The sequence below is a fragment of the Candidatus Methylolitoribacter marinus genome, from assembly GCF_051853155.1.
Classification (GTDB): Bacteria; Pseudomonadota; Gammaproteobacteria; order Burkholderiales; family Methylophilaceae; genus BACL14.
Map to the genome: position 1 here is coordinate 121104 of NZ_CP124221.1, position 13967 is coordinate 135070.

Annotated in this window: 19 protein-coding genes; 18 read left to right on the forward strand and 1 reads right to left on the reverse strand. The window is 35.6% G+C overall.

All coding sequences use genetic code 11. The features are described 5' to 3' along the window. Nucleotides 1–2 precede the first annotated feature (2 nt). From aspS to QFA95_RS00595, 4 genes are read left to right on the forward strand one after another with little or no spacing between them, the layout of a single operon-like run. Entirely contained in the window at nt 3–1793 is a 1791-nt protein-coding gene (aspS, locus tag QFA95_RS00580) for an aspartate--tRNA ligase (protein ID WP_486462910.1), read from the forward strand. Between the two features lie 9 nt (nt 1794–1802). Then, nucleotides 1803–2183 (forward strand): VOC family protein, encoded by a 381-nt coding sequence (locus QFA95_RS00585; RefSeq protein WP_486462911.1) that lies wholly within the window; start codon nt 1803–1805, stop codon nt 2181–2183. Between the two features lie 2 nt (nt 2184–2185). Continuing rightward, complete coding sequence (locus QFA95_RS00590; protein ID WP_486462912.1) at nt 2186–2863, forward strand: glycosyltransferase; 678 nt, start codon at nt 2186–2188, stop codon at nt 2861–2863. Next, complete coding sequence (locus QFA95_RS00595; protein ID WP_486462913.1) at nt 2860–3279, forward strand: secondary thiamine-phosphate synthase enzyme YjbQ; 420 nt, start codon at nt 2860–2862, stop codon at nt 3277–3279. Before QFA95_RS00590 ends, QFA95_RS00595 begins: the two co-directional genes overlap by 4 nt. Here QFA95_RS00595 and QFA95_RS00600 read toward each other — a convergent pair. Beyond that, nucleotides 3276–3707 (reverse strand): CBS domain-containing protein, encoded by a 432-nt coding sequence (locus tag QFA95_RS00600; RefSeq protein ID WP_486462914.1) that lies wholly within the window; start codon nt 3705–3707, stop codon nt 3276–3278. The two genes, QFA95_RS00595 and QFA95_RS00600, sit on opposite strands and share 4 nt — an antisense overlap. A gap of 52 nt (nt 3708–3759) precedes the next feature. On the opposite strand from QFA95_RS00600, the gene QFA95_RS00605 reads away from it, so the two are divergent. From QFA95_RS00605 to queC, 14 genes are read left to right on the forward strand one after another with little or no spacing between them, the layout of a single operon-like run. Beyond that, complete coding sequence (locus QFA95_RS00605) at nt 3760–4653, forward strand: DMT family transporter (RefSeq protein WP_486462915.1); 894 nt, start codon at nt 3760–3762, stop codon at nt 4651–4653. A gap of 34 nt (nt 4654–4687) precedes the next feature. Beyond that, nucleotides 4688–5413 carry a YebC/PmpR family DNA-binding transcriptional regulator gene (locus QFA95_RS00610; RefSeq protein WP_486462916.1) on the forward strand — a complete coding sequence of 242 codons (726 nt, stop codon included), beginning with the start codon at nt 4688–4690 and terminating at the stop codon, nt 5411–5413. A 1-nt stretch (nt 5414) separates the two neighbouring features. Continuing rightward, the gene (ruvC, locus tag QFA95_RS00615) at nt 5415–5942 is read left to right on the forward strand and encodes a crossover junction endodeoxyribonuclease RuvC (RefSeq protein WP_486462917.1); all 528 of its coding nucleotides are present in this window, start codon (nt 5415–5417) and stop codon (nt 5940–5942) included. Then, the gene (gene ruvA / locus QFA95_RS00620) at nt 5939–6508 is read left to right on the forward strand and encodes a Holliday junction branch migration protein RuvA (protein ID WP_486462918.1); all 570 of its coding nucleotides are present in this window, start codon (nt 5939–5941) and stop codon (nt 6506–6508) included. Before ruvC ends, ruvA begins: the two co-directional genes overlap by 4 nt. Nucleotides 6509–6510: 2 nt before the next feature. Continuing rightward, nucleotides 6511–7539, forward strand: coding sequence for a Holliday junction branch migration DNA helicase RuvB (ruvB, locus tag QFA95_RS00625; protein WP_486462919.1), 1029 nt, complete (start codon nt 6511–6513; stop codon nt 7537–7539). Beyond that, on the forward strand, nt 7533–7940 hold the full coding sequence (gene ybgC, locus QFA95_RS00630) for a tol-pal system-associated acyl-CoA thioesterase (protein ID WP_486462920.1): 408 nt from the start codon (nt 7533–7535) through the stop codon (nt 7938–7940). Before ruvB ends, ybgC begins: the two co-directional genes overlap by 7 nt. After that, complete coding sequence (gene tolQ / locus QFA95_RS00635) at nt 7940–8611, forward strand: protein TolQ (RefSeq protein WP_486462921.1); 672 nt, start codon at nt 7940–7942, stop codon at nt 8609–8611. Before ybgC ends, tolQ begins: the two co-directional genes overlap by 1 nt. Further along, the gene (tolR, locus tag QFA95_RS00640) at nt 8611–8997 is read left to right on the forward strand and encodes a protein TolR (protein WP_486462922.1); all 387 of its coding nucleotides are present in this window, start codon (nt 8611–8613) and stop codon (nt 8995–8997) included. Before tolQ ends, tolR begins: the two co-directional genes overlap by 1 nt. 10 nt (nt 8998–9007) lie before the next feature. Next, entirely contained in the window at nt 9008–9829 is an 822-nt protein-coding gene (locus QFA95_RS00645) for an energy transducer TonB (protein WP_486462923.1), read from the forward strand. Continuing rightward, entirely contained in the window at nt 9826–11103 is a 1278-nt protein-coding gene (gene tolB / locus QFA95_RS00650) for a Tol-Pal system beta propeller repeat protein TolB (protein ID WP_486462924.1), read from the forward strand. The genes QFA95_RS00645 and tolB overlap by 4 nt, the downstream gene beginning before the upstream one ends. A 15-nt stretch (nt 11104–11118) precedes the next feature. Then, nucleotides 11119–11619, forward strand: a complete 501-nt coding sequence (locus tag QFA95_RS00655) for an OmpA family protein (protein ID WP_486462925.1) — start codon at nt 11119–11121, stop codon at nt 11617–11619. 19 nt (nt 11620–11638) lie between these two features. Next, a complete protein-coding gene (locus QFA95_RS00660; protein WP_486462926.1) occupies nt 11639–12589 on the forward strand; it encodes a tetratricopeptide repeat protein in 951 nt (316 codons plus the stop codon). Between the two features lie 8 nt (nt 12590–12597). Then, entirely contained in the window at nt 12598–13236 is a 639-nt protein-coding gene (gene queE / locus QFA95_RS00665) for a 7-carboxy-7-deazaguanine synthase QueE (protein WP_486462927.1), read from the forward strand. Continuing rightward, nucleotides 13229–13903 (forward strand): 7-cyano-7-deazaguanine synthase QueC, encoded by a 675-nt coding sequence (gene queC, locus QFA95_RS00670; RefSeq protein WP_486462928.1) that lies wholly within the window; start codon nt 13229–13231, stop codon nt 13901–13903. The genes queE and queC overlap by 8 nt, the downstream gene beginning before the upstream one ends. Nucleotides 13904–13967 lie beyond the last annotated feature (64 nt).

A 13967-nucleotide genomic window follows, 5' to 3' on the forward strand; every position in this document is an offset into this window, starting at 1 on the left:
TTATGATGAGAACTTTATATTGCGGGCATGTAAATGCATCCCATATCGATCAAGAAATATATTTATGTGGATGGGCTCATCGCAGACGAGACCATGGTGGTGTTATTTTTATTGATCTAAGGGACAGAGAGGGTCTAGCACAAATTGTTATTGATCCTGATACGCCAGAGGCATTTAAAATTGCTGAAACTGTGAGAAGCGAATACGTTTTGAAAGTTAAATGTAAGGTTCGAAAACGTCCTGAAGGCACAGTTAATAAAAATATACCGACCGGTGAAGTTGAAATGCTAGTTTCTGAAATAGAAATTATTAATGCATCTTTAACACCACCATTTGTTATTGATGATGAAAATATTACTGAGAATATCCGCTTAGAAAATCGTTTCATTGATTTACGACGTGATCAAATGCAGAAAAATTTAAAGGTACGTTATGAAATCACTAAAAGCGTTCGTCAATCATTAGATGATGATAATTTTATGGAGATTGAAACTCCGATATTAACTAGAAGTACACCTGAGGGTGCCAGGGATTATCTTGTGCCATCAAGAGTTCATCATGGTGAATTTTTTGCACTACCGCAATCTCCTCAACTTTTTAAACAATTGTTGATGGTTTCTGGATTTGATCGATATTTTCAAATTGCTAAATGTTTTCGGGATGAAGATTTAAGAGCAGATAGACAGCCTGAATTTACACAAATTGACATTGAAGCATCATTTGTTGAAGAAGAGGATGTAAAAAATATTGCCGCAAAGTTAACACAAAAAGTATTTAAAGATGTGCTGGATATAGAACTGCAAGAAAAATTTCAGGAAATATCTTACAAAGAGGCGATGACTCGATATGGATCCGACAAGCCTGATTTGCGAGTTAACTTAGAGCTCATCGAGTTAACCGATGACATGAAAGATGTTGACTTCAAGGTATTTTCAACGCCAGCAAACTCATCTAGTGGTCGTGTAGCTGCTCTAAAAGTTCCATCTGGAGCAGATATGTCGAGATCAGAAATCGATCAATACACGGAATTTGTTAAGATATACGGAGCTAAGGGATTAGCATATATAAAAATCAATGACGTCACCAAGCTCAATGAAGAAGGCTTGCAAAGCCCAATTGTTAAAAATATTCATGAAAAAGCTTTGAAAGCAATCATTGAGAAGACAAATGCTGAGAATGGAGATTTGATATTCTTTGGCGCGGACAAAGAAAAAATTGTGAATGAGGCTTTAGGAGCTTTAAGAGAAAAAATTGGTCATGATCGTAAAATACTTACAGGCGATGATTGGTCAATTCTATGGGTGGTTGATTTTCCTATGTTCGAGTTTAACGAAGATGAGAATCGTTGGGATGCATTACACCATCCGTTTACATCCCCGAAAGATGGGCATGAAAAATTACTCGCCTCTGATCCTGGAGCATGTCTTTCAAAGGCTTATGATTTGGTTATTAATGGTTGGGAAGTTGGTGGAGGATCAATTCGTATTCATGATCAATCTATTCAATCACAAGTATTTTCAGCATTAAATATTTCTAATGAGGAGGCAAATGAAAAATTTGGTTTCCTCCTCGACGCTCTTCAATTCGGAGCGCCTCCTCATGGGGGCTTGGCATTTGGCTTAGACCGTTTAACAACATTATTAGTAGGAGCAGAATCAATTAGAGACGTGATTGCATTTCCTAAAACTCAAAGAGCACAGTGTTTATTAACTTCAGCACCAAATGAGGTTGACGAAAAACAATTGAGAGAATTACACATTCGTGTTCGAAATCAAAACGTTTCATCTAGTTAATTTTTTAATATGATTGAAGGAATTAATCATTACAACTTAAGGGCTGATGAAAAAACTATTGAAGTTTTAAAAGAGTTTTATATTGAAATCGTAGGTTTAACGTTAGGTCATCGTCCCCCATTTAAAAATGGCGGTTATTGGTTGTATGCAAATCAAAAAGATGTGCTCCATTTAAGTTTTTCTAAAAACGGTATTGTTAATGAGTTAAATGTGAACTCCACATTCGACCATATGGCATTTACATGCCAAGATGAAAATATGTATATTGATCTGTTATCTAAAAAAAATATTAAGTTTTCAATTCGTGAAGTCCCTGAGATTTGTACTCGTCAAATTTTTTTCAAAGACCCAGCTGGAAATGGCATCGAGCTGATCTTTCCAAATAACTAAATATGTCGATGATTAATCTATATGTTGGATACGATGAAAGAGAAGCAATTGCTTACCACGTCTTTTGTCATTCGGTAATTAAAAATACCTCGATTCCGGTCAAAATTACGCCACTAGTGTTAGGTCAATTAAAAGAATTTAATGAAACTCATCAAGATCGTAGTAATGATTTTGTTTATTCTAGATTTTTAACTCCTTATTTAAATGAATTTAATGGCTGGGCAATTTTTGCTGATGGAGATATGATTTGCCAAGCTGACTTGAAACAGCTGATTGCAATGGCTGACCCTAATAAGGCTCTCATGGTTGTAAAACACGACTATGAAACAAAAGTATCAATAAAATATTTAGGGAATATTAATGAAAATTATCCGAGAAAAAATTGGTCAAGCGTGATCTTATGGAATTGTTCTCATCCAAAGCATAAAATCCTGACGCCAGAGTTTGTTGCGAATCAAACAGGAAAATTTTTACATCGATTTAGTTGGCTGGATGATAAGGACATAGGTGAGCTTCCTTTAGAATGGAATTGGCTGGCTTGTGAGTATGAAAAAAATGAACAAGCAAATTTAATTCATTACACTCTTGGTACGCCATGCTTCAAGGATTTTAGAGATACTGATATGGCTGAGATTTGGTATGATTATTATGAATCAGCAAAAAAAGGATTTGATCAATGAAAAGTTACCGAAAAGAGTTATGGTTTAATGCTCCAGAAAGGATGCATTTTACAAACATCACTCATGAAATCAGAGATTGTTTAGCTGAAAGCGGCATCAGTGAGGGGCTGGTTTTAGTCAATGCAATGCATATCACGGCAAGTGTTTTTATTAATGATGACGAATCTGGTTTGCACAGTGATTATAAAAAGTGGTTAGAAAGACTTGCTCCACATGAACCTGTCAGTGGTTATCGTCATAATGATACCGGGGAAGATAATGCTGATGCTCATATGAAAAGACAGGTCATGGGAAGAGAAGTGGTGGTTGCAGTTACCGATGGAAATTTAGACTTTGGACCATGGGAACAAATTTTCTATGGAGAGTTTGATGGACGCAGAAAGAAAAGAGTATTGGTCAAAATTATTGGGGACTAACTTTTAATAAAACTCTCAAGTTGGTCAATCAGAAATCTTTGATGAGTAATAGTTTCTTTGGCTAAATCTCCTAAAGACAACATTCCTACAACTGTTTTATTTTCTAGAACAGGAAGGTGACGAATACGATTTTCTGTCATGATCTCTAGACCTTTGTCATAGGTGTCATTGGCATCAATAGTAATTACATCTTTCGTCATGACTTCTTCAATCAAACATTTTTTTGAGGATTTACCTTTTAATACAATCTCTCTGGCATAGTCTCTCTCTGAGATGATGCCAAGTAGTTTATTTTTTTGCATAACCAGCAAAGCCCCTATTTTATATTCTGCCATGATAATTAACGCATCTATGACTGGCCTATCAGGCTCAATAGACAAAATATCATTATGTTTTTTATCGTTTAATATTTGCTGTGCTGTTTTCATAATGCATAATTAATAAAATTTCTAAAATCTAGAATAACAAATTTTATAAAACATGCAAAATTCTTTTAAAAGTAAACTGCTGCCAATTTTGAGTGTGGTTTTGATGACTTTTTTTTGGGGCTATAACTGGGTAGTCATGAAACAAGCAGTTCAATTAGTTGGGCCTTGGGAGTTTGCTTTTGTAAGAAATTTTTTTGGGGCTGTTATTCTTTTGTTATGTTTAGCTGTAATGCAAAAGTCATTAAAAATTATAAATTTTAAGTTTGTTTTTTTAATTGGTATTTTTCAAATGATTGGTTTCACTGTACTGGTGTTGGTTGCACTAGTCCATGGAGGAACAGCCAAAACATCTGTGTTAACTTTTACAATGCCCATATGGGCAAATTTACTGGCACTATATTTTTTAAAAGAAAAAATGACTAACAAGCAAATTTTTGCAATAGCTGTCAGTGTGATAGGTTTGATCCTCATATTTGACCCTGTCCATAAAAACGCTGATTTTAAAAGCATGTTAATTGCGATTAGCGCAGGTTTTTTTTGGGGTTGTGGAGTGATTAGTGTCAAAAGGTATAATCAAAAATATCCACAAGTCGATTTGTTAAACCTCACGGCTTGGCAGATGCTATTGGGGTCTATACCTATTCTTTTTATTATCGTTGCAAAAGGTTTAGAAATTTATGAGATCAATCCATATTTATGGAAAGCCTCGCTGTACAACATTATCTTCTGTAATGCTTTAGCTTGGTTGCTATGGATTTATGGAGTTAAACATTTAAAAACTAGTGAGGTATCTACCATTTCACTATTAGCTCCAGTCATTGGTTCATTGGCGGCATTTGTTGAGCTCCATGAAGCTCCAAAAATAAATGAAGGTATTGGGCTAGCAATGATCTTATGTGGGATATTAATGATGATTCTTCTCGCTTCACGTGGGAGCTCAAAATGATAAAATATAAATTAAACAATTATTAGGAAAACTTATGGCAGGACATTCCAAGTGGGCAAACATTCAGCATCGCAAAGGACGGCAAGATGCAAAAAGAGGAAAGATTTTCACTAAATTAATTAAAGAAATTACTGTGTCGGCGAGGATGAGTGGGGGTGATCCAAATTTTAATCCAAGATTACGAGCGGCAATAGCAGCAGCTAAAGATGAAAATATGCCTGCAGAAAATATTACTAGGGCTGTCAAAAGAGGAACAGGTGAGCTTGAGGGGGTTAATTATGAGGAGATCCGTTACGAAGGTTATGGAATCAATGGCGCAGCAATTATTGTTGATTGTTTGACTGATAATAAAAATAGAGCCGTCGCTGATGTTCGTCATGCTTTTTCTAAAAATGGGGGAAATTTGGGAACGGATGGCTGCGTGGCTTTTATGTTTAAACATTGTGGCAGTATTTTTTTTGCTCCAGGCTCTAATGAAGAAGAGATCATGGAAAAAGCCATTGATTTAGGTGCTGAGGATGTTGAGATTAACGAAGATGGCTCTATTGAAGTGATTACCCCACCAAATGATTTTTTAACAATTAAAGAAGCATTTGAAAAAAATAATCTAAAATTCGAGATGGCTGAATTAACAATGAAAGCAGATAATGAGGTGGAACTATCTGGCGATGAAGGAGCAAAAATGCAAAAAATTCTCGATGTTCTTGATGATCTTGATGATGTGCAAGAGGTATACACCAACGCAGTAATCGAGAATTAGCTTGAACGCTTCTAGGGTAATTGGGATTGACCCGGGATTAAGAATTACAGGTTATGGCATCGTTGATTGCCAAAATAAGAAAGCGACTTATATTACAAGTGGCATTATTAAAACAACCTCAGAAAAATTTCCCTACCCGGAAAGATTAAAAATCATTTTTGATGAAGTTTCAGAGATTATTTCTCAATATCAGCCCAATCAAATGTGTATTGAAAAAACTTTTGTCAATATGAATGCAAATAGCTCCTTGGCCCTTGGGCAAGCAAGAGGAGTTGCAATGGCAGCAGGGATTCAACACCAGCTACAAATATATGAATATACGGCTTTGCAAATAAAGAAGTCTGTGGTGGGTAATGGGCATGCCCAGAAAATTCAAGTGCAATCAATGGTGCAAAGATTATTAAATCTTCCAGAAATCTTAGGACCGGATTCTTCTGATGCACTAGCTTGCGTATTATGTCACAATCAAGTCATGCAAATTAATCAAGATAACATCCCTGTCAGCTATAAAGGTGGTCGTATTTTATGATCGGAAGTATACGAGGGACTCTTATTGATAAATCACCGCCTTGGATTCAAGTTGATTGTGGAGGTATTGGTTATGAAATTGAAGTGCCAATGTCGACCTATTATCACTTACCCGAATTGCAATCTGATATTTTCCTACATATTCACATGGTGGTTCGTGAGGATGCTCAGCTATTATTCGGGTTTCATACTAAAGAAGAAAAATCATCTTTTAAAAGCTTAATTAAAATTAACGGCATCGGAGCTAAAGTGGCGCTTTCAATTTTAAGTGGCGTGTCAATGGATCAATTTTCTAATGCAATCGAACAACAAGACGTCTCGCTTCTCATAAAGATTCCTGGAATAGGAAGAAAGACGGCGGAAAGATTGATTGTTGAATTAAAAGACAAACAAGATCTGAGACTGCAACAATCATCTCAGCATTCAAAAAATTTAACTGATATTATGGATGCATTAGAGGCGCTAGGCTATTCCAAAAGCGATATTCAAAAAGTCACTAAGAATTTTAATGAAGAAACAAACGTTAATGAAGGAATCAAACAAGCATTACAATGGTTGTCTAGTTGATTATGATTGAAGAAGACCGTTTTATTGCCAGCACCCCTAAAGAGAATGAAGAGATTCTCGAAAAATCTCTGCGACCTGCAGATCTTGATGAATATGTCGGTCAAGAAAAAATTAGAGATCAGTTAGAAATTTTTATCAAAGCTGCTCAGCAAAGAGGAGAAGCATTAGATCATGTGCTTTTGTTTGGCCCCCCAGGTTTAGGTAAAACAACCTTATCTCATATCATTGCCCGTGAAATGAAAGTCGGTTTAAAACAAACGTCAGGACCTGTCCTGGAAAAAGCTGGCGATCTAGCAGCATTGCTTACTAATCTTGAGCCAAATGATGTTTTATTTATTGATGAGATTCATCGCCTGTCTCCCATTATCGAGGAAATTTTATATCCGGCAATGGAAGACAATCATTTAGACATTATGATCGGTGACGGACCGTCAGCTCGCTCAGTAAAGCTCGACTTACCTCCATTTACCCTAGTAGGAGCAACGACGCGCGCAGGAATGTTGACCAATCCTCTACGAGATCGGTTTGGAATAGTGTCTCGTTTGGAATTTTACTCTCAGGATGAACTCATCAGAATTGTGAAAAGATCAGCAAATTTGCTTGATATTTTTATTGATGATTCAGGTGCAGCAGAAATTGCGAAAAGATCACGAGGAACGCCAAGAATCGCTAATCGTTTATTACGACGTGTTAGGGATTATGCTTCAGTAAAAGCAGATGGAAATGTTAATGAAAAAACTGCCGATGCTGCTTTGAAGATGTTAGATGTTGATAAAATTGGCTTAGATAATATGGATCGTGCATTATTGTTGGCAATCATTGAAAAATTTAAAGGAGGGCCAGTTGGCCTAGATAATCTTGCGGCAGCGATTGGGGAAGAAAAAGAAACGATTGAAGATGTAATTGAACCGTATTTAATTCAGCAAGGTTATTTGATGAGGACTCCCAAAGGAAGAATAGCTACAGATATTAGTTTGAAGCATTTTAATATCCAAATTGAACAATCGAGTAACACAAAAAATTTATGGTAGGACGGGTTCATCACTGGCCAATAAGAATATATTATGAAGACACCGATAGCGGAGGTGTGGTTTATCATTCTAATTATTTAAAATTTATGGAGCGCGCCAGAACGGAGTGGTTAAGAGATTTTAAAATTGATCAAAAAATATTAAAAGATAATTTAAACTTAATGTTTGTTGTTCATGAAATTGATATAAAATTTAATAGACCTGCTGTGTTTAATGATGAAGTTGTGGTGCAAACAACATTAGAACATTTCGGATCAGTAAAGATTGAGCTTGAGCAAAAAATTTTTCGATCGTCTGAGCTGTTAATTGAGTCTCATGTTGTCGTAGCAGCAGTAAATTCTATTTCGATGAAGCCGATGCGAATCCCTAATGACATACAATTATTAATGGAGAATAAATAATGAGCCTAGGTGGTGATCTTTCCTTTTTATCGCTAGTTATGGGAGCGAGTATTCCTGTTCAATTGGTGATGTTAATCTTAATTGCCGCCTCTGGTTTATCATGGAAATATATTTTCATTAAAATCAAAACAATCAAAAATGCAGAAGAGCATGCTACAGAATTTGAAAAATATTTTTGGGCAGGGGCTCAGTTTAAACAACTGTATGAGTCTGCAACCCATGCTTCGAATAATGTTGGCGGATTGAAATCTATTTTTCTTGCAGGGTATAAGGAATTTATAACCAATACACGAGATCAAAAATTGGATAAACAAAGTAAAGAAAGTATTCGACGAGCAATGCAAGTTGCTTATAATCGTGAACTTGACTCCCTTGAAAGACACCTGCCTTTTTTAGCAAGTGTTGGGTCTGTTAGCCCTTATATTGGTTTGTTCGGAACGGTATGGGGCATTATGAATTCTTTTATTGGGCTTTCTAATGTGGCTCAATCGACCTTAGCTCAAGTGGCTCCAGGCATAGCTGAAGCACTAATTGCAACTGCCATTGGCTTATTTGCTGCTATTCCTGCGGTGATTGCCTACAATAGATTTGCAGCAAAAGTAGATCGATTAGCTATTCGGTATGAAAGTTTTATGGAAGAGTTTATTAATAACGTAGATCGTAGAGCCTAATGAGAAAACGTCGTTTAATGAACAACATCAATGTTGTGCCATATATTGATGTGATGTTGGTATTATTAGTGATCTTTATGGTGACAGCACCGATGACCAATCCTGGGGTAGTCGAATTACCGCGAGTCGGTCAAGATTTAAAACAACAAAATACCCCAATTACAGTCTCTGTTAAAAAGGATGGCAGTCTTGAGATGGAAGGAAAAAAAGTCAAAGCTGATGCATTATTGATTGAATTAAATCAAGCGCTTGAAAAAAATCCAGAGTTGTCTGTAGTGATTGCAGCAGATAAAAAAACTCAATATGAAAATGTGATAACAATTATGGATTTGTTGAAACAAAATCAGATTCATAAAGTGGGATTATTACTTAAACCAGAGAAATAATTGATATTCAATGAACTACGATGAAAATTTAAATTTACAATCAAATTTATTTTCTTTTTTAATCCATTTATCGATTCTTTTTGTTATGATTTTTACCGTGCAGTGGTCACCCCAGTACCCTTATTTTGGTGAAGTCGAATTATGGGAAGCTGTGCCTACAGTAAAAGAGCAAGCTCAAACGCCACCAAAGCCAAAAAAAGCGGAGACAGTAATAAATGAAAAAACTACTCCCAAGGTAACTCAACAAATAAAAGATACTCAAGCTGAAATTAATCTTAAGAAGAAAAAAGAAAAGGAATTAGCAGACAAAAAGAAACAAGAACAAATCAAAAAAGTACAACAAGAATTACTCAAGCAAGAGCAGATCAAACAACTTCAAGACCAATTACTTCAACAAGAACAATTAGATCAACTTCAAAAAGAATTATTAGAACAAGATGCTCAAAATGCTGATCAAGAGATTATTTCAGAAGATAAAAAGAAATCAGAAAGAATTGCGATACAGGCAGATCAAGATATGGAAGCAGGTAAAAATAAATCTGAGATTGACAAATATAAGGCGTTAATTCAACAAAAAATACAACAGAATGTGAATAATAATTTATGTGGTTTGGATTATTTAAGTTTAAGTTTTGAGATTACATTATTACCATCAGGTGAATTATTGAATGACCCGATCTTGAAGGATTCAAGTGGAAATTTAAGTTGCGATGAAGCGGTCGAAAGAGCAATATATCAATCTGAACCATTGCCAGTGCCAACTGACCCAAAAATTTTTGCTAAACTAAAAAAAATTAAATTAAAATTTTATCCAAACGGACAGCCTCAATGAAAAAAATCATCTATTTATTTTTTGCTCTTTTTTATTTTGTTCCTCTTCATGCGATTGAAGTGATTGATATTCTCGGTGGCAAAGCTAATGAATTATCAGTTGCTGTCATTCCGTTTCAAGACGATTTAATTGAAAACGAAAAAAATCAAATTCACAATGTGATTAAGTCCGATCTGTCACGATCAGGTTTTTTTAGAGTGATTGATACCGGTGGCGTTAATAAATTGCCAACATCTGTAAATGATGTTGATTACAGTTTTTGGTCAGGTTTGCAGGCCGAATTACTAGTCATTGGACGAGTACAAAGGAGCGATGAACAAATCAAAGTGGTTTATGAATTAATTGATGTTTTTAAAGAGAAGATGATGGTGTCCTCTGAGTATTCAGGAAACACCAAACAAGACCGTCAGATTGGACATCAAATTTCAAATGTCATTTATGAAAAGATTACTGGAAGTCAGGGCGTATTTCATACCAAAATTGGATTCGTTCAAAAAATTAATAATAATAAATATCATCTCAACATCTCTGATATGGATGGCTTTAATAAAAAAGCAATCGTCACCTCGACTCAGCCAATTATTTCAACCCGATGGTCCCCAGACGGAGAAAAAATTGCCTATGTGTCATTCGAAAAAAAGAAGCCTGTGATTTATGTGCAAAATTTAAGGAACGGAGAAAGAAAGTTAGTGGCTAACTTTAAGGGAAATAACAGTGCACCCGCTTGGTCTCCGGATAGCAAGCAGCTCGCAATTGTTTTAACTTACAATGCTTTTTCACAAATATATGTCATGGATGCGGATGGAAAGAATATTAAACGATTAATGCGAAGTCGATCTATCGATACAGAGCCAACTTGGGCCCCAGATGGGAAATCAATTTATTTTGTATCTGATCGAGGGGGTGGTCCACAAATATATAAAATTGATTTGGCAACTGAGCAAATTAGAAGAGTAACTTTTGAGGGTAAGTATAATGTCAGCCCTCAGTTGTCTCCTGATGGAAAATTATTAACTTTTATTACCAATGATAATGGATCTTTTAAGGTAGGCGTTCAAAATTTAATTTCTAATCAGGTCATGAAATTAACTCAGGGAAGGAATGACGAAGCCCCTGTTTTCAGTCCGAATGGACATATGGTACTATACACACATAAAGATTCAGAAAAAGAAACAACACTCTCAACTGTCTCTTTGAATGGTTTTAAACAACAGGTGATCAACTTGGATTCATCTAAAAATTATGAAGCCACCTGGTCTCCAATTGATTTTTAATGAAAGGATAAATCAATGAAAAAATTAGTATTTGCAGGTCTTACTTTAGCATTACTTGCAGGCTGTAGCTCAACTCCGCTAAATGATGCTGATGCCCCATCAGATGCAAAAGCTGGTAAAGCTAGTGAAGCGGTTGATCAAACTTCTGAGCTTGGTTTAGATAAATTAAGATCCGATAGTTTGTTGACACAACGAAGCATTTATTTTGACTTTGATAAATTTGAAGTGAAACCTGAGTACTTAGATATCGTTAATGCTCATGCTCAATATGCCGCAGATCACCCAGGTGTAAAAATGACTCTTAAAGGCCATGCTGACTATAGAGGTTCTCATGAGTATAACCTTGCGTTAGGTCAAAAACGATCAGTATCAGTAAAAGATGTCATGAACACTTCAGGCGCAAACGACTCACAAATTGAAACTGTCAGTTATGGTGAAGAAGAATCTAACCAAAACTGTCAAGGTAATGAATGTGGCCAAGACCGTCGTGTAGATATTAGCTACGAAGTAGAATAATTCTTAAATTTGTAGATATATGAAAAGAATATTATGGGCTGGTTTATTAATTTTATCTCTTAACACTCATGCCTTTTTTGAGGATGAGGAAGCTCGAGCTAAAATTAATGACCTGCAAAACCAGCTCAATTCTTTAAAGAGTGAATCACTCAATTCACTTGAAGCAAAAGTCACTGATCTTCAACAAATACTCCAAGGTGGAAGTCTTCAGCAGTTTAACAGTAAGATTAATGAAATTTTTGACGATATTGCTAAGATAAGAGGCGATGTTGAAGTCCTGCAGTTTAATTTTGAAAGTTTTGAAGATCGTCAGAAGATTAACTATCAGGATTTTGAGAATCGTTTTAGTCGTATTGAAGAAGAATTAGAGTCACTTAAAAATAATCCACAAAAAAATGACGAAGTTTTAAAAGAAGCAAAAGAAAATATCCAAACGACAGAAATTCAAGAAAACTTAACACCATCTGTTGAATCGATTCAAAGTGATATTACTCAAGAATTAGAGAGTAATGAGCAACAAGCGATCGTAAGTGGCGCTGGTAATGTTGAAACTAGCACGGATTTGCCACCGCTGATTGATGAAGAACAAGAGCTAAATATGTTTGATGAAGCTGAAGGATTGATGAGGTCAGCCAAATACAAGGAGGCATTTGAATCATTTGATCGATTTGTCACAACATACCCAAAGTCTCAACGTCTTGTTGAAGCAAAGAAAAATATTGGCTACATTCAGTTCGCATTAAAAAATTACAAAGCCTCATTAAATACCTATGAGAAGTTGATTGCTAATCATCCCAGTCATGAGCTGATGCCGGAAATTTTATATGGAAAAGCGAATACGGAAATACAGTTGACGCGAATTACCAAAGCTAAACAAACCTTAAGAAGAATCATTAAAGAATACCCAAATGCTTCCAATATCGAGAATGCGAAGAAGAGATTAAAAGCTCTTGAATCCATCAAGCTTTAAAAAAAATTATGCCAACATTAAGAATCAATGAGATTTTTTATTCGATTCAGGGTGAATCATCCCGCATTGGAAGACCTACTGTTTTTGTTAGATTGACTGGTTGCCCTATGCGATGCACATACTGTGATACGGCTTATGCATTTCATGCTGGTCAACAAAAAGAAATAGATGAAATTATTCAAGAAATACAAAAGTTTGATACCAATTATGTCACGGTGACAGGCGGCGAGCCATTGGCGCAAAAAAATTGTATAGAGTTAATGAATCAATTGTGTGCATTAGGATACCAAGTTTCTTTGGAAACGGGGGGTGGTTTAGATATTAAAGACGTTAATTCAAAAGTAAAAATCATCTTGGATGTAAAAACTCCAAAATCTAATGAGGATAAAAATAATTTTTGGCCGAATCTAGCAAATATTAAAACGACTGATGAAATTAAATTTGTAATTCAAGATTATGACGATTTTTCTTGGTCGATAGATATTATTAAACAATATCAGTTAAATCAACAACAGATTCTTTTTTCCCCAGTATATAAGGTCTTGGCAAGTGAACAATTGGCAGAATGGATTTTAAAACATCAACTTAATGTGAGGTTGCAGCTTCAACTCCATAAAATATTATGGGGAGAAAAACAAGGTGTCTAAAAAAGCGATTGTTTTGTTATCGGGCGGACTGGATTCATTAACAACTCTCGCCATTGCACAAAATGAGGGATATGAATGCTTTGCATTACATGTGATTTATGGCCAAAGGCATTCTTCTGAAACAATGGCGGCAAGAAATATCGCAAAAAATTATAATCTCACTGAATTTCGAGAAATTAATGTGGATATGAGTTGGCTCAAATCCTCAGCTTTAACTAACCATGATATTTCTATTCCGGAACAAAGGTCGGAGGGTATTCCAGTGACTTATGTTCCAGCGAGAAATACCATTATGATGTCATTTGCCGCAGCTTGGGCCGAATCCTTGGAAGCTAGTCATTTATTTCTGGGTGTTAACGCAGTTGATTATTCAGGTTATCCTGACTGCCGACCAGAATTTATAGAAGCTTTCAAAAAAATGGTGAATCTTGGCACTAAGGCAGCCATAGAAGGAGTTCCATTCGATATTCATACTCCTCTGATTGGATTAACCAAGGAAGAGATTATTACTAAAGGAATTGATTTGGGCGTAGACTACTCTTTAAGTATCTCATGCTACCAGGCCGATCAAAATGGTTATGCCTGTGGTAAATGCGATTCTTGTTACCTGAGAAGTCAAGGATTTGAAAAAGCAGGTATTCAAGATCCAACCCCCTATGCAAGATGACTTAAACTAAATTGTAAGAAAACTTGCCAAAACACCTAAAAATAGCGTAAAATCCACCACTTTT

Coding starts and splice junctions, on each gene's coding strand:
- QFA95_RS00660 (WP_486462926.1), top strand. CDS start 11,639: ATGAAAAGAATATTATGGGCTGGTTTATTAATTTTATCTCTTAACACT.
- QFA95_RS00610 (WP_486462916.1), top strand. CDS start 4,688: ATGGCAGGACATTCCAAGTGGGCAAACATTCAGCATCGCAAAGGACGG.
- QFA95_RS00595 (WP_486462913.1), top strand. CDS start 2,860: ATGAAAAGTTACCGAAAAGAGTTATGGTTTAATGCTCCAGAAAGGATG.
- tolQ (WP_486462921.1), top strand. CDS start 7,940: ATGAGCCTAGGTGGTGATCTTTCCTTTTTATCGCTAGTTATGGGAGCG.
- QFA95_RS00590 (WP_486462912.1), top strand. CDS start 2,186: ATGTCGATGATTAATCTATATGTTGGATACGATGAAAGAGAAGCAATT.
- tolR (WP_486462922.1), top strand. CDS start 8,611: ATGAGAAAACGTCGTTTAATGAACAACATCAATGTTGTGCCATATATT.
- QFA95_RS00585 (WP_486462911.1), top strand. CDS start 1,803: ATGATTGAAGGAATTAATCATTACAACTTAAGGGCTGATGAAAAAACT.
- tolB (WP_486462924.1), top strand. CDS start 9,826: ATGAAAAAAATCATCTATTTATTTTTTGCTCTTTTTTATTTTGTTCCT.
- ybgC (WP_486462920.1), top strand. CDS start 7,533: ATGGTAGGACGGGTTCATCACTGGCCAATAAGAATATATTATGAAGAC.
- QFA95_RS00655 (WP_486462925.1), top strand. CDS start 11,119: ATGAAAAAATTAGTATTTGCAGGTCTTACTTTAGCATTACTTGCAGGC.
- QFA95_RS00645 (WP_486462923.1), top strand. CDS start 9,008: ATGAACTACGATGAAAATTTAAATTTACAATCAAATTTATTTTCTTTT.
- aspS (WP_486462910.1), top strand. CDS start 3: ATGATGAGAACTTTATATTGCGGGCATGTAAATGCATCCCATATCGAT.
- QFA95_RS00605 (WP_486462915.1), top strand. CDS start 3,760: ATGCAAAATTCTTTTAAAAGTAAACTGCTGCCAATTTTGAGTGTGGTT.
- ruvA (WP_486462918.1), top strand. CDS start 5,939: ATGATCGGAAGTATACGAGGGACTCTTATTGATAAATCACCGCCTTGG.
- ruvB (WP_486462919.1), top strand. CDS start 6,511: ATGATTGAAGAAGACCGTTTTATTGCCAGCACCCCTAAAGAGAATGAA.
- QFA95_RS00600 (WP_486462914.1), bottom strand. CDS start 3,707: ATGAAAACAGCACAGCAAATATTAAACGATAAAAAACATAATGATATT.
- queE (WP_486462927.1), top strand. CDS start 12,598: ATGCCAACATTAAGAATCAATGAGATTTTTTATTCGATTCAGGGTGAA.